Annotated in this window: 21 protein-coding genes; 5 read left to right on the top strand and 16 right to left on the bottom strand. The window is 74.6% G+C overall.

The features are described 5' to 3' along the window. The first annotated feature begins 40 nt into the window (after positions 1–40). The 3 genes from ACGFIR_RS07485 to ACGFIR_RS07495 are packed head-to-tail and all read left to right on the top strand — an operon-like array spanning position 41 to position 3,959. Positions 41–871 carry a hypothetical protein gene (locus ACGFIR_RS07485; protein WP_393143807.1) on the top strand — a complete coding sequence of 277 codons (831 nt, stop codon included), beginning with the start codon at positions 41–43 and terminating at the stop codon, positions 869–871. After that, positions 868–3,132, top strand: a complete 2,265-nt coding sequence (locus tag ACGFIR_RS07490) for a hypothetical protein (RefSeq protein WP_393143809.1) — start codon at positions 868–870, stop codon at positions 3,130–3,132. The genes ACGFIR_RS07485 and ACGFIR_RS07490 overlap by 4 nt, the downstream gene beginning before the upstream one ends. After that, complete coding sequence (locus ACGFIR_RS07495) at positions 3,129–3,959, top strand: hypothetical protein (RefSeq protein ID WP_393143811.1); 831 nt, start codon at positions 3,129–3,131, stop codon at positions 3,957–3,959. Before ACGFIR_RS07490 ends, ACGFIR_RS07495 begins: the two co-directional genes overlap by 4 nt. Positions 3,960–3,997: 38 nt before the next feature. Here the strand turns inward: ACGFIR_RS07495 and ACGFIR_RS07500 are convergent, their stop codons facing one another. From ACGFIR_RS07500 to rpe, 10 genes are all read right to left on the bottom strand, one after another. Beyond that, the gene (locus ACGFIR_RS07500; protein ID WP_393143813.1) at positions 3,998–5,038 is read right to left on the bottom strand and encodes a DMT family transporter; all 1,041 of its coding nucleotides are present in this window, start codon (positions 5,036–5,038) and stop codon (positions 3,998–4,000) included. Further along, positions 5,035–5,880: an ATP phosphoribosyltransferase gene (gene hisG, locus ACGFIR_RS07505; protein WP_393005690.1), complete on the bottom strand. Its 846-nt coding sequence runs from the start codon at positions 5,878–5,880 to the stop codon at positions 5,035–5,037. Before hisG ends, ACGFIR_RS07500 begins: the two co-directional genes overlap by 4 nt. 45 nt (positions 5,881–5,925) lie before the next feature. Then, positions 5,926–6,189 carry a phosphoribosyl-ATP diphosphatase gene (locus ACGFIR_RS07510; protein WP_357069382.1) on the bottom strand — a complete coding sequence of 88 codons (264 nt, stop codon included), beginning with the start codon at positions 6,187–6,189 and terminating at the stop codon, positions 5,926–5,928. Between the two features lie 179 nt (positions 6,190–6,368). After that, complete coding sequence (ribH, locus tag ACGFIR_RS07515) at positions 6,369–6,866, bottom strand: 6,7-dimethyl-8-ribityllumazine synthase (RefSeq protein WP_393005691.1); 498 nt, start codon at positions 6,864–6,866, stop codon at positions 6,369–6,371. A 2-nt stretch (positions 6,867–6,868) separates the two neighbouring features. Beyond that, positions 6,869–8,134 (bottom strand): bifunctional 3,4-dihydroxy-2-butanone-4-phosphate synthase/GTP cyclohydrolase II, encoded by a 1,266-nt coding sequence (locus tag ACGFIR_RS07520; RefSeq protein WP_393005692.1) that lies wholly within the window; start codon positions 8,132–8,134, stop codon positions 6,869–6,871. A gap of 156 nt (positions 8,135–8,290) precedes the next feature. After that, positions 8,291–8,989 carry a nicotinamide riboside transporter PnuC gene (locus tag ACGFIR_RS07525; RefSeq protein ID WP_393005693.1) on the bottom strand — a complete coding sequence of 233 codons (699 nt, stop codon included), beginning with the start codon at positions 8,987–8,989 and terminating at the stop codon, positions 8,291–8,293. Continuing rightward, positions 8,989–9,720 (bottom strand): riboflavin synthase, encoded by a 732-nt coding sequence (locus tag ACGFIR_RS07530; protein ID WP_393005694.1) that lies wholly within the window; start codon positions 9,718–9,720, stop codon positions 8,989–8,991. Before ACGFIR_RS07530 ends, ACGFIR_RS07525 begins: the two co-directional genes overlap by 1 nt. A gap of 1 nt (position 9,721) precedes the next feature. After that, the gene (gene ribD, locus ACGFIR_RS07535) at positions 9,722–10,783 is read right to left on the bottom strand and encodes a bifunctional diaminohydroxyphosphoribosylaminopyrimidine deaminase/5-amino-6-(5-phosphoribosylamino)uracil reductase RibD (protein WP_393005695.1); all 1,062 of its coding nucleotides are present in this window, start codon (positions 10,781–10,783) and stop codon (positions 9,722–9,724) included. Between the two features lie 414 nt (positions 10,784–11,197). Beyond that, complete coding sequence (locus ACGFIR_RS07540; RefSeq protein ID WP_210834620.1) at positions 11,198–12,154, bottom strand: response regulator; 957 nt, start codon at positions 12,152–12,154, stop codon at positions 11,198–11,200. 1 nt (position 12,155) lies between these two features. Continuing rightward, complete coding sequence (gene rpe / locus ACGFIR_RS07545; protein ID WP_393005696.1) at positions 12,156–12,836, bottom strand: ribulose-phosphate 3-epimerase; 681 nt, start codon at positions 12,834–12,836, stop codon at positions 12,156–12,158. Between the two features lie 261 nt (positions 12,837–13,097). Between rpe and ACGFIR_RS07550 the strand changes: the two genes are divergently transcribed. Both ACGFIR_RS07550 and ACGFIR_RS07555 read left to right on the top strand, forming a co-directional pair. Further along, on the top strand, positions 13,098–13,985 hold the full coding sequence (locus ACGFIR_RS07550) for a septum formation family protein (protein WP_393143815.1): 888 nt from the start codon (positions 13,098–13,100) through the stop codon (positions 13,983–13,985). 110 nt (positions 13,986–14,095) lie between these two features. Then, complete coding sequence (locus ACGFIR_RS07555) at positions 14,096–14,986, top strand: septum formation family protein (RefSeq protein ID WP_393143817.1); 891 nt, start codon at positions 14,096–14,098, stop codon at positions 14,984–14,986. A 121-nt stretch (positions 14,987–15,107) separates the two neighbouring features. On the opposite strand, the gene ACGFIR_RS07560 is transcribed toward ACGFIR_RS07555, so the two are convergent. The 6 genes from ACGFIR_RS07560 to ACGFIR_RS07585 all read right to left on the bottom strand — a co-directional run bounded on the left by ACGFIR_RS07560 (position 15,108) and on the right by ACGFIR_RS07585 (position 22,530). Beyond that, positions 15,108–16,847 carry a M28 family peptidase gene (locus ACGFIR_RS07560; RefSeq protein ID WP_393143819.1) on the bottom strand — a complete coding sequence of 580 codons (1,740 nt, stop codon included), beginning with the start codon at positions 16,845–16,847 and terminating at the stop codon, positions 15,108–15,110. Between the two features lie 163 nt (positions 16,848–17,010). After that, entirely contained in the window at positions 17,011–18,660 is a 1,650-nt protein-coding gene (locus tag ACGFIR_RS07565; protein WP_393005704.1) for a transcription antitermination factor NusB, read from the bottom strand. After that, the gene (fmt, locus tag ACGFIR_RS07570; protein ID WP_393143821.1) at positions 18,657–19,583 is read right to left on the bottom strand and encodes a methionyl-tRNA formyltransferase; all 927 of its coding nucleotides are present in this window, start codon (positions 19,581–19,583) and stop codon (positions 18,657–18,659) included. The genes ACGFIR_RS07565 and fmt overlap by 4 nt, the downstream gene beginning before the upstream one ends. A gap of 4 nt (positions 19,584–19,587) precedes the next feature. Further along, entirely contained in the window at positions 19,588–20,148 is a 561-nt protein-coding gene (gene def / locus ACGFIR_RS07575) for a peptide deformylase (protein WP_393005708.1), read from the bottom strand. Between the two features lie 41 nt (positions 20,149–20,189). Continuing rightward, complete coding sequence (locus ACGFIR_RS07580; RefSeq protein ID WP_393005710.1) at positions 20,190–21,461, bottom strand: cytochrome P450; 1,272 nt, start codon at positions 21,459–21,461, stop codon at positions 20,190–20,192. An 85-nt stretch (positions 21,462–21,546) separates the two neighbouring features. Continuing rightward, positions 21,547–22,530, bottom strand: coding sequence for an AAA family ATPase (locus ACGFIR_RS07585; protein WP_393005712.1), 984 nt, complete (start codon positions 22,528–22,530; stop codon positions 21,547–21,549). Positions 22,531–22,707 lie beyond the last annotated feature (177 nt).

Raw genomic sequence — 22,707 nt, forward strand, 5'->3', positions numbered from 1 at the left:
CGCCTGTGGGGCGGGTCGGGCGAGGAAGGGCGGCACGACGATGCGACATCCCGAACGGCGACTGTTGATCTCCGTGGACATGGAGCGGTACAGCCGGCGCACGAATCTTCAACAGTACGAGGCGCAGAAGGACTTCCGGGACCTGCTGCACGAGGCCGCCCGCGACGTCGGGCTGGACCGGATCGCCTGGACGACCCAGCAGGCCGGCGACGGCGAACTGGCGATCCTTCCCCGGGACGTGGCCGAGTCCCGCGTCATCGGCCGGTTCGTACCGGAGCTGAACCGGCGGCTGCGCGCCTACAACAGCAGCCGGCTGCCCGCCGCCCGGATCCGTCTGCGGGTCGCCGTTCACCAGGGACTCGTCCACCTCGACGGGGCCAACGGCTTCCCCGGCAACGCCGTCGTCTTCGTCTGCCGGCTGTGCGAGGCGGAGCCCGTCAAGCGCGCCCTGGCGGCCTTTCCCGACGCCGGGGTGGCGCTGGTCGTGTCGGCGGAGATCTACCGCGACGTCGTCACCGAGTACCCGGAGGAGATGCGCCCGGAGCGGTTCCGGCGGGTCGAGGTCGTCCATCCCGACAAGGGGTTCCAGGAGGACGCGTGGCTCTGCGTCGTGGACGAGGACATGTCCGCCCCGTCGGCGGCGCAGACCTCGACGCCGCCGCCCGCACCGCGCAGCGTGGGAGCCGCCGCGGAGCACCGGCGGAAGCCGTCGGACTCCCCGACGACCCGGACGCCACCGGACACGGGCGGCATCCGGACGGGCGACGTGCGGGTCGACGGCCAGAACGCGATCGGGCCCGGCGCCACGGCGATCGGCTCCGTCGGGCGCGATGTGACCTTCGGCGGCGGGCGGGAAGGCCGGGCCCGGTGACCGCCCCCGACTTCCCGTACCCGCACGACGACGCCGGCGACCCGAACGGGACCCGGGACGCCTCCGGCGACGAGAGGTACGAGCGCCTCGGGGAGGACCCGGCGGCGGGTCCGGAGCACGGCCCACCGGACGGGCCCGCGGACCCGGTCGAGTCGTCGGACGGCGGCGAGGCGGACGAGCCGGAGGAACCGCTCGACTCCGGCGACGTGCTCCGCCGGCTGGCCGGCCTGCTCGGCGGCCCCACGATCGGCCTCGGCGACGTACGCGTACGGGGGCAGAACGCGACCGGTCACGGCGCCGTGGCGATCGGCACCGTCAACGTGACCACCTCGGGAACCGACGGCACGGGACGGATCTGGTACGAGCGGATGAGCGAGACCGACGTCCGCGAACTGGCGCACGGATACGCGCCGACGTCGAGCGACCAGCAACTCGACCGTCACCTCAAGCGCCGCCACCTGGTGTGCCTGTCCGGCCCGTCCTCGAGCGGCCGGTTCACCTCCGCCGTCCTCGCCGCCGCACGCAGGCACGGACTGGACCGCGCCTGCGTGCTGGGCGCGGAACAGCCCGACGACCTGCTCGGGCCGAGCGAACGGTTGCCCGGCGGCCACGGGTACGTGCTCCGGCTCACGGACACCGCGGCGAACGCCGTCGACGGGTTCACCCTGGTGGCGCTCGCGGCTCGGGCCGAGTCGACCGGCATGACGCTGATCCTGGTGGGCGACTTCTCCCGCCGCGGGCAGGATCTCGCCGGGCACGTGGTGGAGCACCGGGTCCCGCCGGCGGTGGAGGTGTTCAGGGCGCGGCTGCGCCAGCAGTTGACGGGACGGTGCGTCGGCTGGTGCCCGGACGGATGCGACGGCGGCTGTGTGGAGCGGTACCTCGACGACGACTGCGTCACCCATCCGCTGCTCTCGGCGTACCTCGCCGGCGAGCCCCGTCCTGGCGAGGTCGTGCCTGTGGTGGAGCTGATCGCCCGGTCGGTACCGCACGGCCCCGCCCTGACCGAGAGGCTGGAGCAGTTGCTCCCCCGCCAGTTGCGGGAGCGCGCCACGCAGATCCTCGACGTCAACCGGCACGACGGCCCCGACGGGTTCGACGGCTGGGCTGCCGACCAGGCCCGCGCGTTCCGGCTGGCCTGCGCCGTACTCGCCGGGCAGTCGGTGGCGGAGATCCGTCAGGCGGCCCAGCGGCTGGCCGGGGGAGACCTCACCGGGATCGCGTCCACCGGTTCCCGGCTGCGCGCCCCGGACCTCGACACGCTTCTCGGGTCGACGCTGCGCCAGGCCGTCGTCGTGGTCACCGACGAACGCGCCACGGGTGGCCAGCGGATCGAGTTCGGCGCCGGCAGCGAGCAGCTCCGTTCGACGTTGCTGGAGGTCGCCTGGACGGACTGGTGGCTGCCCGGGCAACTGCTCGGTTGGCTGACGGACCTGGCCCGGTCCGACGTGCCGGGTGTCCGGCAGGCCGCCGCGGGAGCCGTCGGCTGGGCGGCCGGGCGGGACGTGCGGGCAGCCCTGGAGACGGTCGGCGACCTGGCCCGGGAACGACGTGCGGGCGTCCGGCAGGCCGCCGCCATCGGGCTGGTCGCGATGGCGATGCAGCCCGGCCTGCGGCAGCGCGTACGAACCGAACTCGACCGGTGGGCGGCCGGGCCGGCGGCGCACCTGCGGGACACGGTCGCCCGGGCGTACGGCCTCGGCCTGGCCCGCCTCTGGCCCGACGCCGCCCTGATGCAACTGCGCCTGGTGGCCCAGGCTCGCATGCAGCGACGGAACAACTCCGTGGTCCGGGGCCTGGTCGAGGTCTACCGGGACGGCCACGCGGCCACCCTCGTGCCGGAGCTGGTCGACTGGACCGAGTCCGAGGACCCGGAGGTACGGCTGCACGCGGCGCGGACGCTGCGCGTCCTCGCCGACCGCTGGGCGGAGCCACCCAGGGAGCACTGGCCGGAGCTGCTTGATCTCGTCCGGCGACGGATCGTCGAGCCGGCCCACGTCGCCGCGCTCTGGGCCGTGGCACTGGGTATGCCGCAGACGGCCTACCGCTCGTGGCGGACGCTCGGCTTCTGGTTGAACCGGGCGGACGGCGACCCCGAGGTCGCGTCCCACTGCCTGGCCCTGATCCGACACGTGATCGCGGGTCGGCCGCCGCTGCGCCACCGCCTCGACCACCAGATCCGCCACGTCTGGCGGCCCATCATGCCGCGCAACGACCTGCTCGACGCCGTACACGCACTCATCGACGAGGACCTGCCATGACCACTCACCCCACCGGGCCTTCCACCACGGGCACGTCCGTGCCGACCCAGCCGGAGCGCCGCCGCTGGTGGCACACCTTCTTCCCGCCGGGCGGGCCGGTCCCCCTCCTCCCGCCTCCGCCGCCGCCGGTCCCCAGCACGGTGACGTTCCGGCACGACGTGCCGCACCCGATCCTGGTCCCGGCGAGGGGCGACGCCTTCGACTTCCGCCTGCACGCCGTCTACACCTGGACCGCGCAGAACATGGCCTACGAGGAGCTGCGGCTGCGAGCCGAGCGGTATCTCACCTGGGCGGCCGGCATCGTCCGGGAGCGGGCGGTGGACCTGGCCCGACAGTACGAGCCGCACCGTTCGCACGACCTGGAGCGGGCGCTGAACGATCGGCTGGCCGGGCAGCGCTGGCCCCGGGAGGGTTCCCAGCCGTACTTCTGGGTGCAGGTGGGGGTCAGCCCGGACGAGCGGGTGCGGGAGCGGCTGCGGCCGTACTGGGAGGCACGGATCAAGCTCGAGTGCGACCACGAGCTGCAGAAGATCAGGGCCCAGCAGGCGGACGAGTTGACGCGCCGGTGGTGCGCCGTGCTGCAGAGTTTGGAGGACGATCCGGTGACCGCACACGCCGCCCGGCTGACCGGAGAGCAGTTCGCCGAGGTCTTCCACCGCTACGTGCAGGAGCGCCGGGAGACGGTGCCGGACCTGCTGGAGCTGCTGCGCGAGGCCGTACGTGGACACGGCGACCTCGGCATGGGGCCGTCGGAGTACACCGAGGCGTGGGACGCGGCCATCCGGACGTACGAGCGACGACACGGGCTCGCCGAGCGGGTGAACTGACCGCCGGACCGACCCCCGTACCGCCGGATCACCGGCGCCTATCCCGGCGTCGCTGATCCGGCGGTCGCGGCGGAAGCCGTCGGAACGCCGGCGGTGGGCGGCACGACGTCGCGCGGGCCACGACGGCCGGTCCCCCAGCCGGCGACCAGGGCCGCCGCCAGGGTGAGCAGCGCCCCGACGAGCACCGGCAGCCGCAGGCCGGGGCCGCCCGGCAGCAGCGCGTCCAGCAACAGGGCGCCGCCCAGCTGTCCGGCGACCAGGGCGAGACCGGTCCGCAGCACCCCGACCGCCGGGACCCCGACCAGCAGGGTCGCCACGATGACGACGCCGAGCAGGCCGCCGGTGTAGAGGTACCAGTCGCCCGGCCAGGTCGGGCCCGGCCCGGTGAGGGCCCCGGCCAGCGCCGCGACCAGGAGCACGACGGGCGTGGCCGTGGCGAAGTTGACCACCATGCCGGCGGCGGCCGAGCTGGCGGCGGAGATCCGCGCGTTCAGCGCGGACTGGAGCGCGACCCCCAGCCCGCCCGCCACGGCCAGCAGGACCAGGCCGAGGGCGAGGTCGCCGACGGGCTGGCCGAGCTGCGCCAGGGTCACGGCGGCCACCCCGAGCAGCGCCCCCGCCACGCGTGGCGGGGTGAGCGCCAGCCGCCCCACCGGAGCCAGCCCGGCCCGGTCGACGGCCAGCCCGCCGAGGCTGCCCCCGGCGACCTGGGCGATGGTGAAGATCGCCACCCCGAGCACCGGCACGATGTACGCGCCGGCCAGCACGATGCCCGCGCCACCGAGCCCGCCCAGGTACGCCCACCAGGGCAGCCGGGCCCGGCGCAGCGCGACCAGACCGGTCCGCGCCGACGGCAGCGCCAGGGCCCCGACGCCGACCAGCAGCGCCCCGCCGAGGTTGTTGACCACCGCCCCCAGGGTCGCGTTGCCGGCCCGCTCGCCCAGCTCGGCGTTGACCGTGCCCTGGGCCGCGGAGGCCACGCCGGCGAGGGCGACCAGGGTCAACGCCGCCCACGGCGGCAGGACCCGCGACGCCGGGGACGGCGCCGGGGCACCGGCCGCCGTGGGCGGGCGGCTCACAGCCGGCAGGCGTGGATGTTGGTGACCAGGATCGCGCGGGCGCCGAGCTCGTACAGCTCGTCCATGATCCGGTGTACGTCGTCACGGAGCACCATCGCCTGCACCGCCACCCAGCCCTCGCGGTGCAGCGGCGAGACGGTCGGCGACTCGATGCCCGGGGTCAGCGAGCTGGCCCGCTCGAGCAGGCCGGCCGGCACGTCGTAGGCGAGCATCACGTAGCGGCGGGCGACCAGCACCCCGTGCAGCCGGCGCAGCAGCTGGGCGGACTGCGGGTGGGCCGGGGCGTCGACGCGGCGGACCAGCACCGCCGACGAGCGCAACAACGGCTCGCCGAAGACCACCAGGCCGGCCTGGCGCAGCGTGGTGCCGGTCTCGACCACGTCGGCGACCACGTCGGCGACGCCGAGCCGGATGGCGTTCTCCACCGCGCCGTCGAGGCGGGTCACCTCGGCCTTGACGCCCAGCTCCGCGAGGTGCCGCTCGACGAGCCCCGGGTACGCGGTGGCGATCCGGTGCCCGCCCAGCTCCCGCACGTCGTCGACGTCCTCCGGGCGGGCGGCGAAGCGGAAGGTGGCCCGGCCGAAGTCGAGATCCATGACCTCCTCGGCCGGCGCGCCGGAGTCGATCAGCAGGTCCCGGCCGGTGATCCCGACGTCGAGGTCGCCGGAGCCGACGTAGGTGGCGATGTCCTTCGGGCGCAGGTAGAAGAATTCGACGTCGTTGGCCTCGTCCCGGCAGACCAGGTCCTTCGGGTCGGTGCGCTGGCGGTAGCCCGCCTCGCGCAGCATCTGGGCGGCCGGCTCGGCCAGGTTGCCCTTGTTCGGAATGGCGACACGCAGCATGACGGAGTGCTCCTTCGATCGAAACTGATCAACGACGGGGCGCACTCACAGATGTCGGTACACGTCCTTGAGGTCGAGACCGCTGGCGAGCATCAGCACCTGGACCTGGTAGAGCAGCTGGGAGATCTCCTCGGCGGTACGTTCCGGCCCCTCGTGCTCGGCGGCCATCCACGACTCGGCCGCCTCCTCGACGACCTTCTTGCCGATGAAGTGCACGCCCCTCTCGAGCGCGGCGACCGTGCCCGAGCCGGGGGTGCCCGCGGCGGCCTTGGCCTGCAGCTCGGCGAACAACTCCTCGAACGTCTTCACGCCGCGATTCTTCCAGCCACCCCGGCGGCCCCGGTGCGCCGGGTCGGGCCCGCTCACCGACCGGGAACGCCGCGCGGCGGCGGTGCGTCCCCGGTCGGCAGCCGCCTGCCTCTCCTGGCCAGCCCGGCCGGACGCACGGCTCGGCCGGGTCCGGCGGGTTCCCCGAGGTGCGGCGGGGGTCAGCCGCCGAAGCCGACCCGGTGGCCGTCGCCGGCGAGGTTGCGGATCGTCAGCGCGGCGTCGAGCGCCGCGACGGTGGCCGACCAGCCCTTGTCCTCCGCCGAGCCGGGCAGCCCGGCCCGGTCCCGGGCCTGCGCGAGGGTGTCGACGGTGAGGACGCCGTGCGCGACCGGCTTGCCCTCGTCCAGCGCCACCCGGGTCAGCCCGTCCGTCACCGACCGGCAGACGTAGTCGAAGTGGGCCGTGGCGCCCCGGACCACGACGCCGAGCGCGACCACCACGTCGCAGCGCCGCGCGAGGGCCTGGGCCACCACCGGCAGCTCGACCGAACCGGCCACCCGGGCGGTGACCGCACGGGCCCCGCACGCCTCGGCGGCGGCGACCGCCCGGTCGAGCATGTGGTCGGTCAGCTCGCCGTGCCAGCGCGCGGCGACCACGCCGACGGTCATCCCGGCGGCGTCGACCGCCGTGACGCCCGGTTCACCGAAACCCGCCATGCCTACGCTCCGATCTCGTCGCCGAGGACCGGGCGACCCATCGGGGCCTCGGTCACCTCGTCCAGCTCGTCCAGCAGGTGTCCCATCCGGTCCCGCTTGGTGCGCAGGTAGCGCACGTTCTCCGGGTGCGGGCGCACCGGCAGCCCTTCACGGCCGGTGACGGTCAGCCCGTAGCCCTCCAGGCCGGCGCGCTTGGCCGGGTTGTTGGTGAGCAGCCGCATCGAGCGCACCCCGATGTCGTAGAGGATCTGCGCGCCGGTGCCGTAGTCGCGGGCGTCGGCCGGCAGGCCCAGGTCGAGGTTGGCGTCGACCGTGTCCCGGCCCTGGTCCTGCAACTGGTACGCCTGGAGCTTGTGCAGCAGCCCGATGCCACGGCCCTCGTGGCCGCGTACGTAGAGCACCACCCCCCGGCCCTCGCGGGCGACCCGGTCCAGCGCGGCGTCGAGCTGCGGGCCGCAGTCGCAGCGCACCGAGCCGAACACGTCACCGGTGAGGCACTCGGAGTGCACCCGCACCAGCACGTCCCGCCCGTCGCCGATCTCGCCCATGACCAGGGCGACGTGCTCGGCCGAGTCGTGCTCGCTGCGGTAGCCCAGGGCCCGGAACACGCCGTGCCGGGTGGGCATCCGGGCGTCGGCGACCCGCTCGACCTGCTTCTCCGTCCGCCGCCGGTACGCGACCAGGTCGGCGATGGTGACGAGGGTCAGCGCGTGCTCGGCGCAGAACTTCTCCAGGTCCGGCACCCGCATCATGGTGCCGTCGTCGTTGACCAGCTCGCAGAGCACGCCGGCGGGGCGCAGCCCGGCCAGCCGGGTCAGGTCGACGGCGGCCTCGGTGTGGCCGGGCCGGCGCAGCACGCCGCCCTCGCGGGCCCGCAGCGGCACCACGTGCCCGGGGCGGGCCAGGTCGGCCGGGCCGGTGCCGGGGTCGGCGAGCAGCCGGATGGTGTGCGCCCGGTCGGCGGCGGAGATGCCGGTGCTGACGCCCTCGCGGGCGTCGACGGTCACCGTGTAGGCGGTGCCCCGCCGGTCCTGGTTGGTGTGGTGCTGCGGCGGCAGGTCCAGCCGGTCGCACTCGCTCTCGGTCAGCGGCGCGCAGATGTAGCCGGACGTGTGGCGCACCATGAACGCGAGCAGCTCCGGCGTCGCCAGCTCGGCGGCGAAGATCAGGTCGCCCTCGTTCTCCCGGTCGGCGTCGTCGACCACGACGACGGGCCGGCCGGCGGCGATGTCCGCCACCGCCTGCTCGATCCTGCCAAAGGTGGTCATGCCGGCACTCCGCTTCGCTCCGTGCCGCCATGAGGCACCACCGCACTGAGCCTGATGATTCGCTCGCTCCGCTCGCTCATGCCGGCACTCCGCTTCGCTCCGTGCCGCCATGAGGCACTACCGCACTGAGCCTGATGATTCGCTCGCTCCGCTCGCTCATGCCACGGCCTCCGAGTAGGTCGACGGGATCGGGGCGGGCGCCGGGCGGGCGACCCGCGAGGTGCGCCACCAGGAGACCAGGCCCCAGGCGCAGAAGGCGCCGTAGACGAGGTACATGGCGGCCGAGGGATAGAACCCGCCGCGCAGCAGCAGCGGCACGCCGACCGCGTCGACGGCGATCCAGATGAGCCAGAAGTCCACCCAGCCGCGCGCCATGCCGTAGGTGGCGAGGAGGCTGCCGGTGAGGATCCAGGCGTCCGGCAGCGGCCCCCAGGAGCCGAGGGCGGCGAGCACCGGGTACGCCGCGGCGGTGCCGATCCCGGCCGCGAGCAGCAGGCCCAGCCGTTCCCGGCCGGTGGCCCAGCGGGGCGCCACCGCCGTCCCGTCGCCGTCGACGCCCCGACGGCGGTGGCGCGACCAGCGCCACCAGCCGTAGACGCTGACCGAGAAGAAGAAGACCTGCCGGCCGGCCTGCCCGTAGAGGTCGTGCGCCTGCGGGGTGGCGAAGACGCCGCCCAGGAAGACGGTGAGCAGCAGCGCGTTGCCGATCATGCCGACGGGCCAGGCCCAGACCAGGCGGCGGAGGCCGAACAGGGCCGATGCCAGCCCGAAGCCGTTGCCGACGATCTCCCGGACCAGCACGGGCGAGCCGGCGATGTCGACCTGCGCGTCGAGCAGCCAGCCGAACGGGCCCATCAGGCCACCTCACCGGCGCCGTTGCGGCCCGCGGCGCCGGGCCGGAGCCCGCCCAGGCCCGCCGCGTCGAGGCCCGCCGCGTCGAGGCCCACGCCGCCGACCGGCCCTCCACCCGGCGGGCCGTCGACGGGGTCGGTCAGCCGGGCGCCGAGCAGCCGCTCGACGTACTTGGCGAGGACGTCCACCTCGAGGTTGACCGGGTCGCCGACGCGGCGGGCGCCGAGCGTGGTCAGCTTCAGCGTGGTCGGGATCAGCCCCACCGAGAACCAGTCCGCACCGACGTCGGCAACGGTCAGCGAGACGCCGTCGACGGTGATCGAGCCCTTCTCCACCACGTACCGGGTCAGGGCGGCCGGCAGCCGGAACCGGACCGTCTCCCACTGCGCGGCCGGCTCCCGGGCGAGCACCTCGCCGACGCCGTCGACGTGCCCCTGCACGAGGTGCCCGCCGAGGCGGCTGCCCAGCGCGGCGGCCCGCTCCAGGTTGACGGTGTCGCCGGCGCGCAGCGCGCCCAGCGCGGAGCGGCGCAGGGTCTCCCCCATGACGTCCGCGGTGAAGATCCCGTCGGAGACGTCGACCACGGTCAGGCAGACGCCGTTGACCGCGATCGAGTCGCCGTGCCGGGCGTCCGAGGTGACCAGCGGGCCGCGCAGCGCGACCAGCGCCGAGTCACCCGCCGTCGGAGTGACCCGGACGACCTCACCCAACTCCTCGACGATGCCGGTGAACATGTCAGCCCTCCCTCTTGCGGGGCAGCGCGGTGATCCGCAGGTCGGGTCCGACCTGCGTGACGTCGACGTACTCCAGGTCGATGGCCTCGGCGATGGTGGTCACCCCGGCGTCGACCAGGGCGGTCGGGCCGGCGCCGAGCAGCCGGGGCGCGACGTAGCCGACGATCTTGTCGACCAGGCCGGCGGCCAGGAAGGCGCCGGCCAGCTTCGGGCCGCCCTCCAGCAGCGCGGCGCGGACCCCGCGCCCGTGCAGCGCGGCGAGCAGCGCCGGCAGGTCGACCCGGCCGTCGGGCCCGGTCCCGACCTCCGCCGCGGTGGCGATCCACGTGCGGGCCGCGGCGTCGCGGACGCGGGCGTCGGCCGGCGTACGTCCCTCGGTGTCCACCACCACCCGCAGCGGCTGCCGGATGGCGAGCGTGCCGTCGCGCAGGTTGCGGGCGGTGAGCCGGGGGTCGTCGGCGAGGACCGTGCCCACCCCGGCGATGACCGCGTCGACCGTGCCGCGCAGCGCGTGCACGTCCATCCGGGCGGCCTCGGAGGTGATCCACATGCTGGTGCCGTCGGCCGCCGCCGACCGGCCGTCCAGCGTCGCGGCGAACTTCCAGATGACGTACGGCCAGCCCCGGCGCATCGAGGTGAGCCAGGCGATGTTGCCGGCCTCGGCCTCGTGGGCGCGTACCCCCGTGTCGACCTGGAGCCCGGCGGCGCGCAGCGTGGCGGCGCCCCCGGTGGCGAGCGGGTTGGGATCGGGCACGGCGATGACGACCCGGGCGACGCCGGCGCGCACGAGCGCGGTGCTGCAGGGGCCGGTGCGGCCGGTGTGGTCGCAGGGTTCCAGGGTGACCACGGCGGTGCCGCCGCGGGCCCGCTCACCCGCCTGGGCGAGCGCGACGATCTCGGCGTGCGGCCCGCCGGCGTAGGCGTGGAACCCCTCGCCGACCACCTGCCCGGCCGCGTCGAGCAGCACGCAGCCCACCACCGGATTGGGGCTGGTGGTGCCGAGACCCCGCGCGGCGAGTTCCACCGCGCGACGCATCGCCTCGTCGACGGAGACGCCGGCCATGCCCTGCCCTCTCACTCGCCGGTCACGCGCGGGCGGTCACGGGAGGCAACGGCATGGGGCCGCAAGCGTGCGGCGGCGGATTCCGGGTACGGCGCGGCCGCCCCGGGGGGCGCGCACGGCACGCTGAACTCAGCGGCCGGGCAGGGCCCGTCCGTCCCGCGCGCTGTCTCCCATCCGGACTGTCTGGGGGCGGGGGTTGCCCGCTCCCAACCGTCGGCCCCGGATTCTCACCAGGTCCACCGGGCGGCACGAGGCCGACCGGGTCGCGGGCTTATCACGGTCACACCGTGGATCACCGCCGGTTCGGAATTACACCGAGTCCCGCCAGCGCGTGGTGGGTACACGGGCAGTCTTACACGCCGGACGGGGGGTCGCGCCACCCGGGCGGCACACTTCACAGCAACAGCGCACGAATCAGGTAACGCCGCGCCGCCGGTCCACCGCCACGTACGAGCCGGGCTGACTCTTGGCCACCGTCTTCATCTCGGAGGCGACCGCGATCGCCTCCAGCGGGTCGGTGAAGCGCTTGCCGGAGTCGGAGAGGCTCACGCCGATCGAGAGGGTGACCAGGGCGGCCCGCCGGATGTTGCCCCGGCGGTCCTTCAGCTCCACGTAACCGCGCGCGGCGTCGACCGGGTCGTAGAGCGAGTCGGCGGCCTTCTCGAAGTCGGCGGAGACCCGGGAGGTGAGCGGCCGGACCTGCTCGGGGGCGCAGACGATCACGAAGTCGTCCCCGCCGACGTGACCCAGGAAGGCCGGGGGCAGCCCCACCGAGACCACCGCCCGGTGCAGGCTGCGGGCCAGGGCGGAGATGAAGTCGTCACCGCGGACGAAGCCGTACCTGTCGTTGACGCTCTTGAACCGGTCGATGTCGATGTAGCCGACGGCGTAGTCGACCCCGCTGCGGACCCGGTCGGAGATCTCCCGGCGGATCCGGCTGTTGCCGGGCAGCCCGGTCAGCGGCGAGACCTCGCGGAACTCCTTGTTGCGGCGCAGCGTGGAGCTGACCCGGGCGACCAGCTCGGCCGTGTCGAAGGGCTTGACCAGGTAGTCGTCGGCGCCGGCGCTGAGCCCGTGCACCTTGTCCACCGTCATGCCCTTGGCGGTCAGCATGATCACCGGCAGGGCCGAGGTCATCGGGTCGGCCCGCAGCCGCCGGGTCAGTTCCAACCCGTCGATGCGGGGCATCATCAGGTCGACCACCGCCAGGTCGGGGCGCTGGCGCTCGATGACCTCGAGCGCCTCCTGCCCGTCGCTGGCGTGGATCACCTCGAAGCCGTGCAGGCGGAGGTTGAACTCGACGAAACGCGCGATGTCCTCGTCGTCGTCGACGACGAGGATCACGTCCTGGCGGTCGCCGGCCGGTTCCACGTCAGGCCCCGGGCGCGGCGCGTTCCGCGAGTGCCCGCAGCTTCCGCACGGCCTCGGCGGGGTCGTCGGCGCCGTAGACGGCCGTGCCGGCGACGAACGCGTCGGCACCCGCCTCGGACGCCTGGGCGATGGTGTCGGCGGCGATGCCACCGTCGACCTCGATGCGCAGTTCGAGGTGCCCGGCGTCGACGTGCCGACGGGCCGTACGGACCTTGTCCAGCAACTGCGGGATGAACCGCTGCCCGCCGAAGCCGGCCTTGATGGTCATGATCAGCAGCGTGTCGAAGCTCGGCAGCAGCTCCAGGTAGGGCTCGATCGGGGTGTCCCGGTCGATCGCCAGCCCGGCCTTGGCCCCCGCCGAGCGCAGGTCCTTGGCCAGGGCCACCGGGTCGTCGCACGCCTCGGCGTGGAACGTGACGTTGTACGCCCCGGCGTCGGCGTACCCGGGCGCCCACCGGCGCGGATCCTCGATCATCAGGTGCACGTCGAAGGGCAGCTCGGTGGCGGCCCGCAGGCTCTGCACCACGGGCAGTCCGATGGTCAGGTTGGGCACGAAGTGGTTGTCCATGACATCCACGTGCAGCCAGTCCGCGGCGTTCTCGACGGCGCGGACCTCTTCGGCGAGACGGGCGAAATCGGCGGCGAGGATGCTGGGCGCGACGATCAGCGGCGGTACGGTCACGGGGCCAGTGTACGAATGCGCCCGACGGTCACCCGCAGCGCGCCACCCGTCGGGACACCCACCGGGACACCTGGTGACCCGGCGGTGACCAGTGGTGCAGAATTGGCCTCCCGGCGCGGTGGAACCGGACGAAGCGCCATCCGGGACTGGCCGAACGACGGAAACGCGGCGAGACTCCATCAGGGACGGTGACGTGCCCCGTACGCCCCGCGCGGTGCCCGGCGGCGGTCGACGCGTCAGCTCCTCCGGAAAGGGCGGACGATGCGACGGTGGCTCGCGGCGCTGGCGCTGGCCGGCACGCTGACGGTCCTGCTGTCCGGCTGCGTACGACCCGGCGGGGCCGACGGTGACCTCACCGACGACTGGCCGGCGCTGCGGGCGCCGCAGTTGTTCGTGCCGGCCACGGACGCCTGCCTGCCCCGGATCGCCGCCGTCGTGCAGGCCCGCACCTACGAGGCGGTGGACTGCTCCCGCAACCACCTGGCCGAGACCGTGCACGTCGGCAGGTTCACCGGCCCCGCCGCCGCCGGCGAGCGACCCGAACCGGGCTCGGCAGCCCTGCGGCCGGCCCGCGCCGAGTGCGACCAGCGCGCCCGCGAGGTGCTCGGCGGCGACTGGCACGCCGGCCGCGTCACCCTCACCATCGCGCTGCCCGCCACCGCGGCGTGGCGCGGCGGCGCCCGCTGGTTCCGCTGCGACCTGAGCGAGACCGGCAGCATCGACAACACGCGGCCGGTGAACCGCACGGGCAGCCTGCGGGGCGCGCTGGTCGGCGACTCCCCGCTGCTGCACCGCTGCTTCGACCCGAAACTGATCGGCGACAACCTGAACTACATGGCGCCGGTGCTGTGCACCGAGCCGCACCGCGCCGAGTTCGTCGGCGTCTACGTGGAGCGGGACATGACCTGGACCGAGTTCGGCCGCTCCCACCGGCAGGCGCACACGCGCTGCATGGCGCTCATCGCCTCCTTCGCCGAGCTGCCCAACAACGCCGACCTGCCGTACCGGGCCGGTTCGATCTTCTATCCCCCGTCGCAGCGGGAGTGGCAGGAGGGCGACCGGGGGGTGCGGTGTTTCCTGTGGAGCGACGACCGGAAGCTGACCCGGTCGATGCGGGGCGCCGGGCCGCGAGGGTTGCCCGCGAGCTGAGCGAGGGTGCCGTATGCTGCCGCACCGTGGCGTGTCCGGCGGCGTCCGCGCGGCCGGGACCGCCGCGCCGGCCGCCGTCGGGTGCGGTCCACGAACGGCGGGAGGTCGGGATGCGACGGTGGTGGACGGCGGCCACGGTGGGCGCGGTGGCGGTCCTGGCGCTCACCGGTTGCGCCGCACCGGCCGGCACCGACCGTGACCTGACCGACGACTGGCCGGCGCCCGCCGCGCCGCAGATGTTCGTTCCCGCTGCCGGGGTCTGCCACTCCGGCGTGCAGGACGTCGGCTACCTCACCGCCTACCACCCCGTCGACTGCGCGCTGTCGCACCGCACGGAGACCGTGCACGTCGGCACGCTGACCGGTGCGGCCGCCGACCGGACCACGCCCCCGCCGGCCGGTTCGGCGGGCATGCGCGCCGCCCGCGCCGAGTGCGACGGGAAGGCCGAGGAGGTGCTCGGCGGCGACTGGCGCTCCGGCCGGCTCGGGCTCAACGTGGTGCTGCCGTCGCCGCAGGCGTGGGGCGGTGGCGCCCGCTGGTTCCGCTGCGACCTGAGCGAGCAGACCAGCCTCGACGAGGCCGGCGTGCAGGACCGGACGGGCAGCCTGCGCGGCGCGCTGACCGGCGCCGCCCCGCTCGCCCACCGCTGCTTCAACCCGACGGTACGGGCCGACGACGTGCGGGAGATGGTGCCGGTGGCCTGCACCAGCAAGCACCGCGCCGAGTTCGTCGGCATCTGGCAGGCCCCCGACACCAGCTACGACGCCTTCACCCGCGACACCCGCAAGGTGCACCGGGCGTGCCGGACGCTGATCGCCAGGTACGCCCGGGTGCCGGACAACGGCGACATGCAGTACCGGGCCGGCACGATCTACTACCACCCCTTCGAGCGGGAGTGGCGCAACGGCAACCGGGGCGTGCAGTGCTTCCTGTGGGTCAGCGACCGCAACCTCACCCGGTCGGTGAAGGGCGCCGGCACGAAGGGCCTGCCGGTCACCTGAGGGGCCGGTCACCTGAGGGGCCGGTCACCTGACAGCCCGGACCGCCTGGAACGCGGGCGCACCGCCCGGCACGACGCGAGTGGGGCGGCCACCGAGGTGACCGCCCCGACCCCTGCCGCCGCTAGCTGGCCTGCAGCGTCACGTCGTCGATGACGAAGCTGGTCTGCAACGAGACGTCCTCGGTGCCGGTGAACTTCAGCGTGACGGTCTGGCCCGCGTAGCCCGCCACGTTGAACGACCGCTGCGTGTATCCGGCCGCCGCGTTCAGGTTCGAGTACGTCGCCAGCGTGGCCGTGCCCACCTGCACCACCAACCGGTCGTACGCGGTGCTCGTCGTCGTCTCGGCCGTGTCGATGTGCAGCCAGAACGACAGCGTGTAGGTCGTGCAGCCCGCCGGGATCGTCACCGACTGCGACAGCGTCTCCGTCCGCGTCGAGCCGTAGCCCAGCAGCCACGCCTTGTACGTACCGGAACGCGCCGGCTGGGCGGCGTCGTTCGTGATCACGCCGGACGACGCCGTCCACGGCGACGACCCGCTCTCGAACCCGCCGTTGCCGATCAGCTGCCCGCCCGCGCAGCTGCCGCCCCCACCGACGGTCAGCGTGTAGCTGGCGGAGCGCGTGGCGCCGGAGCCCGTGCCGGTGACCGTGACGGTGAAGGTGCCGACCGTGGCCGAGGCCGACGCGCTGAGCGTCAGCGTGGCGGAGCCGCCGGAGGTGACCGACGACGGGCTGAACGACGCGGTGACGCCCGTCGGCAGGCCGGTCGCCGACAGGGCGACCGTCTGGGCCGTACCGGCGGTGGTCGCCGTGGAGACCGTCGCCGTGGTCGACGCGCCCCGCTGCACCGAGCCCGACGTCGGGCTCACCGCGACGGAGAAGTCGTTGGTCGCCGAGCCCACGGCGGTCTGCCAGATGGCGTACGCGATCCCGTCGGCGCTGCGGTTGAGCACCGTGGCGCTGACGTTCGAGGTGGTGTCGCAGGAGCGGTGGTAGCACGGGTCGTACGCCGAGCCGGACGTGCCGCCCCACTTGGTGGCCTGCGCCGCGGTCTTGCGGGCGCTGGCGCCCGCGGCGTACCCGGAGGTCTGGATGCCGGCCTGCGCGAACGGGTAGTCGTCGGAACGGCCCTGGCCCTCGACGTTCTCCTCCGGCTGGAGGTTCAGCGAGTCCCAGTACGCCTTCAGCGGCGCGGCGGTGGCGGAGGTGATCCGGTTGATGAAGTAGCCGCCGTTGGTGGAGCCGATCATGTCGAAGTTGTAGTAGCCCTTGATGTAGCCCCGCTGGGTGGCGGTCAGCGAACGGACGTAGAAGTCCGAGCCGTTGAGGCCCTGCTCCTCGTCGGTCCACCAGGCGAACCGGACCCGCTTGGTCATCGGCGGGTTCTGCTGGGCCAGCACCAGCGCGTTCTCCAGCAGCGCCGACGAGCCGGTGGCGTTGTCGTTGATGCCGGGGCCGGCGGAGACGCCGTCGAGGTGCGAGCCGAACATGACGACCTGGTCGGCGGGGCCGCCCGGCCACTCGGCGATCAGGTTGTTCGACCGGTACGTGCAGTCGGTGCAGACCTGCTCGGTGACCGTGTACCCGGCGGCCTGGAGCTTCGCCTTCACGTACGCGACGGAGGCCGTGTAGCCGGCGCTGCCGGCCCGCCGGTTGCCACCGTTCTGGGTGGCGATGGTCTGGAACTGCGTGAGGTGGGCCTGGACGTTGGCCACCGCGATGTCCGGCGCGGCCAGGGCCTGCGCGGCGGGCGCGAGCAGACCTGCGGCCGGGGAGGCCGACGCCGGCCCGACGGCCGGCGCCACCGCGCCGGCGGCGAAGACGGCGAGTGCGGCGCCAACGGTCAGGATTCTTCGTTTCATGGACACTCCTCGATAGGTGACGACTGATGATGTCACCTCGGAGCGTGTTTGGGGAGACAGTGGACGGACGACGGCGCCCGGGCCGCCGGGCGCGGTGCGCCGCTACGGACCCGGGCGTCGCCAAGCCGGCCCGATCAGGGCCGGTACGTCCCGTACGCCCCGCTCAGGTGCGGCGGAGCATCGCGAGGAACATCGCGTCGGTGCCGTGCCGGTGCGGCCACAGCTGCACCGTCGGCCCGTCGCCGAGGCCGGGCATCCCCGCCGGCAGCAACGGCCGGGCGTCGACGAAGTCGACCGGCACCCCCGAGCGGCGGGCCGCCTCGGTCACCGTCACGTGCGTCTCCACGGTGTGCGGGGAGCACGTCACGTAGGCGACCAGCCCGCCCGGCCGGACGGCGCGCAGCGCCGCCGCCAGCAGTTCGCGCTGCAACCGGGTCAGCGGCGGCAGGTCCGAGGGCTGGCGCCGCCAGCGCGACTCCGGCCGGCGGCGCAACGACCCCAGCCCCGTACAGGGCGCGTCGACGAGCACCCGGTCGAAGTGCGCCTCCGGCAGCTTCGGGTCCGCGCCGACGCTGCGGCCGTCGGTGTGCAGCACGGTCACCGGCAGACCCCGGGTGGCCTGCTCGACCAGCCGGGCCCGGTGCTCGGCGACCTCGACCGCCGTCAGCCGCGCGTCCCGCTGGGCGGCCAGGGCGCCCAGCAGGCCGGACTTGCCGCCCGGGCCGGCGCACAGGTCCAGCCAGCGCCCGTCCGGGCCGTCGAGCGGCGCCGCCGCCAGGGCGTTGGCCACCAACTGGGAGCCCTCGTCCTGCACGTGGGCCCGCCCCTGGGCGAGCGCCGGCAGATCGCCGGGCGCCCCGCCGGAGAGATAGACGGCGTACGGGGAGAAGGCCCCCGGTGCGCCACCGACCTCGTCGGCCAGCTCCGCCGGGTCGGCCAGCCCCGGCCGGGCGCACAGGTGCACCGGCGGGCGCTCGTTGTCCTCGATGAGCAGCCGGGTGGTCTCGCCGAGGTCGCCGCCGAGCGCCTCGGCGAAGGCCCGCACGATCCACTGCGGATGGCTGTACGCCAGAGCGAGGTGCCCGATCGGGTCGCTCTCGGCCGACGGGGCCAGCTTGGCCACCCAGGCGTCGGCGTCCCGGCCGGCCACCTCGCGCAGCACCGCGTTGGCGAAGCCCGTCGCGCCGGCGCCCACCGACCTGACCAGGTCGACGGTCGACGAGACCGCGGCGTGCGCCGGCACCCGCGTGTGCAGGAGCTGGTACGCCCCGAGCCGCAGCGCGTCGCGTACCGGCGGGTCGATGCGCTGCACGTCCCGCCCGGCGGCGTCGCTGAGGATCGCGTCGAGGGTGCCGAGGTGGCGCAGCGTGCCGTAGGTCAGCTCGGTGGCGAAGGCGGCGTCCCGGCCGACCAGCCCCGCGTCGCGCAGGAGCGACGGAAGTGCCAGGTTCGCGTACGCGTCGTCGCGGTGCACCGCCGCGACCGCCTCGTAGGCCACCTGGCGGGGCAGGTCCACCGCCGGGCGGGCCGGACGCCGGGCACCGTCGCGGCGGTCACCGCCGGCCCGCGCGCCCCACTGCCCGCCGCGCGCCGGCCGCTCGCCGCGCTGGCCGCCCGAGGGGCGCTCGAAGCGCCCGCCGGAACGCTCGCCGCGTCGTTCCCCGTCGAAGCGCCCGCCGCGTCGTTCACCCTCGGGGCGCCCACCGCGTCGCTCACCGTCGAAGCGCTCGTCGCGCCGTTCCCCTTCGGGGCGCTCGCCGCGTGGCTCGGCGGAGAAGCGGTCGCCCGAGGGCCGTTCCGATGGGCCCGTCACGCGAGTTCCTCCCCCGCGGAGACCCGGACGCCCCGCGCCCAGTCGGTCGCCGGCATCGCCCGCTTGCCCGCCGCCCGGACCTCGCCGAGCCGTACCGGCGTGGTGGCGGTGCCGGCCAGCACCCGGGACTTCTCCACCAGCAGCTCACCCGGCTTCAACTCCGGACCGTCGGGCACCGGCGTGACCGGGCCCAGCTTGACGCGCTCCCCCCGGAACGTCGTCCACGGGCCGGGCGCCGGGGTGCAGGCCCGGATCCGGCGGTCGACGGCGAAGGCGGGATCGGACCAGCGCACCCGGGCGTCCTCCACGGTCAGCTTCGGCGCCAGCGACACCCCGTCGGCGGGCTGCGGCTCGGCCCGGGCGGTGCCGTCGTCGATCGCGTCGAGAACGGCCACCAGCAGGCCGGCGCCGGAGTGGGCCAGCCGCTCCAGCAGGTCGCCGGACGTGTCGGTGGGGCGGATCTCGTCGGTCAGCGTGCCGTAGACCGGGCCGGTGTCCAGCCCTTCCTCCAGCTGGAACACGCTCGCCCCGGTCAGCTCGTCGCCGTGCAGCACGGCGTGCTGCACGGGCGCGGCACCGCGCCAGGCGGGCAGCAGCGAGAAGTGCAGGTTGATCCACCCGTGCCGGGGGATCTCCAGGGCGGCCGGCGGCACCAGCGCGCCGTAGGCCACCACGGGTACGCAGTCGGGAGCCAGTTCGCGCAGCCGCTCCTGGAACTCCGGCTCGCGCGGCCGGGCGGGGGTGAGCACCTCGATCCCGTGCTCGTCGGCCCACGCCCCGACGGGGGAACGGGCCAGCCCGCGCCCGCGCCCCGCCGGAGCGTCCGGCCGGGTGACCACGGCGAGCAGTTCGTGGCGGGAGGCCGCAACGGCGGCCAGGGCGGGTACGGCGACGGCCGGCGTACCGGCGAAGATCACGCGCACGGGCTCACCGCCCCAGACCGAAGGGGCTGCCGGCCGCGTGCGGGCTGAGCTTCACCGTCGGTGGGGCGCCCGCGTCGTACCACTCCGCCTGGCGGATCGCCTTCATCGCCGCCTTGCGCCCGGCCGGGTCCAGCCGGTCCACGAAGAGCACCCCGTCGAGGTGGTCGGTCTCGTGCTGCACGCAGCGCGCCATCAGCCCCGTGCCGACGATCTGCATCGGGTCGCCGTAGCTGTTGAAGCCCTTGGCGATCACGTTCTGCCGGCGCTTGGTGTCGAAGTAGAGCCCGGGGATGGACAGGCAGCCCTCGGGGCCGTCCTGTTCCTCGGCGTCGGGAAACTCCAGCACCGGGTTGACCAGGTGGCCGACCACGTCGTCGACGTCGAAGGTGAACACCCGCAGGCCCACACCGAGCTGCGGCGCGGCGAGGCCGGCGCCGTTCTGCTCACGCATCGTGTCGGTCAGGTCGGCGACGAGCTTGCGCAGCTCGACGTCGAAGTCGACCACCGGATCGGCCGGCGTGCGCAGCACCGGATCCCCGAACAGACGGATGGGCTGGACGGTCACTCGGCATGGCTCCTTCGGCGGGCGGGCTGGGCCGTACCAGTCTACGGAGTGCCGCCGGCCGCCCCGGCCGGCGTACCGGGACGCGGCGCGGGTGGTGGGGTGTCGATGATCACCGGGAGGCTCTCGAAGCCCCGCAGGACCAGCCGGGACCGGTGCCGCGGCGGGGCGGCCACGGCCAGCCCCGGCAGCCGGCGCAGCAGCAGCGGGAAGGCGACCTGCGCCTCCAGCCGGGCGAGGCCGGCGCCCAGGCAGTAGTGCGGGCCGGCGCCGAAGGACAGCGGATGGCTCTGGGCCCGCCACGGGTCGAAGCGCTCCGGCTCGGGGAAGCGCCGGGGGTCCCGGTTGGCGGCGGCGAGCAGGACCAGCACCCAGGCGTCGGCGGGCATCTCGACGCCGGCCACGGTGACCGGCGCCTCGGTCACCCGGGTGGTGAGCTGCACCGGCGGGTCGTAGCGGAGCAGCTCCTCGACGTACGCCGGGGCGAGCTCCGGGTGCCCGCGCAACGCGTCGGCCGCGCGCGGGTGCGCCAGCAGCACGGCGAGGCCGTTGCCGAGCAGGTTGGTGGTCGTCTCGAAGCCGGCGACCAGCAGCACGATCAGGTTGGCCAGCAGTTCGTCGCCGGAGAGCCGCTCGCCGTCGGTGTCGTGCACCCGCACCAGCGCGCTGGTCAGGTCGTCGCCCGGCGCGCGCCGGCGGGCCGCGACCAGCTCGGCGAAGTAGTCGCGCAGCTCGACCGCGCCCCGGTCGGCCACGGCCAGCTCCTGCGGCGTGATCTCCGGCTCCAGCACCCCGGTCAGGTCGGCCGCCCAGCGCCGGAACAGCGGCCGGTCCGCCGCCGGCACGCCGAGCAGCGCGCAGATCACCCCGACCGGCAGCGGGTACGCGAACTCGGCCAGGAAGTCGACGGGCTCGCCGCCGGCGCCCCGCCGCGCCATGGCGTCGATCAGCTCTTCGGCCTGGGTCGCCACCACCTCGCGCATGGCGGCGATCCGGCGCGGGGTGAAGGCGCCCGCCGCGAGTCGGCGCATCCGGCTGTGGTCGGGCGGGTTGGTGCGCAGCATCGACCGGGAGATCGACGCGATGGCGGGGCTCTCCCGCCAGCCCGGCAGGAACCGGTCCCGCAGCCCGTCGTCGAGCACCCCGACCCGGGGGTCGCGGAGCAGCTCGTCGGCCTCGGCGTAACCGGTCACCACGTACATCGCCGGGCCGGTCTGCACCACCGGCCCGAGGGCGCGCAGCCGCTCGTAGGTCGGGTAGGGGTCGATCCGGCCCTGCGGCGACATGAGCAGCGCGACCGCGTCGGCGGCGTCCATGGGCGGCCTCCCGTCCGTTGCCGGAAGACCCATCATGCCCCCGACGACGGCATCCGGCTGCCCCGCGCGGGCGCGGGCGGGCGGCTCAGACGCCGCTGCCCGGCTCCCCGGCCAGGACCGCGTCGCCGCCGAGCAGGGCGTGCTCGGGCAGCGGCAGCTCGATGGAGTGGGCGGCCTCCCAGTCGTGGATCAGGCCGGGTCGCGCCTGGGCGGCGAAGTAGTCCACCGCGCTCATCCCGCCGACCACCGGCTCGTCCACCTCGGCGACGAGCCGCGCCGGCACCAGGCGGAAGCCGCTCTGCAGGGCGGCGCTGAGGCGGCGGTGCCCGTCGACGACGAAGAAGTACTCGCCGGTGTAGCCGATCCGCAGCGGCTCCAGCGCCTCGTCCCCGGCGGCGGCCACCTCGCCGACGAACTCCGAGTCCCACAGGTCGCGCAGGTGGCTGACGTCCTCGGTCGGGTAGACCCGGGCCGGGTCGAGCAGCAGCAGCGGCGGGGCGTCGCGCAGCACGTCCGCGCAGAGCCGGCCCTCGTACGCGTCGATGATGTGCTCGATGACCTCGGCGGCCGAGGCGCGGGTGGTGTCGCAGATCAGGTCGTAGTTGCGCAGCCGGGCCTTGTCCACCCCGTAGCGGACGATGAACCGGCCCCGCTCGCTCTCGCTGCGCTCCCGCAGCTTGACCTTGGCCTCCTCCATGGAGGCGTAGCTCTCCGCCGGGCCGGAGGGGCGGGCCAGCACCCGGCGGGCCGCCTCGCCCGGCTCGGTGATCATGTGCACCTTGAGCGCGTCGGTGAAGAAGTGCCAGGCCAGCCGGGAGTCCATGACCAGCCGCTCGCCCGAGGCCGCGATGTCGCGCTGGAGCTGGTCGACGTAGCCGTCGACGGCCTGGTCCAGCTCCGCGTGCAGGTTGAGCTGGAGCGCGGTCATCTGCCGCTCCTGCGCCATCTGCCGGTAGAGGTCACCGACGCTGACCCGGCGCAGGCCGAGCCGCTCGGCGATCTCCACGGAGACGGTGCTCTTGCCGCTGCCGAGGTCACCATTGAAGACGATCGACTGACGAATGGTCACGACTGGTCCACCCCTGATCACCGGCTGTTTGACATCATCGACATCGCGCCGAACCGACGCGCTCCCGCCATCGTCTCGCGATCCTGCGGCAACTCCAGCTCGGCGTGTCTGACGCCACGCCGTGACCTGGAGCCGTCGTACGCCCGGGCATGACGGGCGATGCTATCACCCGTCCAC

The organism is Micromonospora sp. NPDC049051 (genome assembly GCF_043197575.1).
In the GTDB taxonomy this organism is placed as follows: Bacteria; Actinomycetota; Actinomycetes; order Mycobacteriales; family Micromonosporaceae; genus Micromonospora.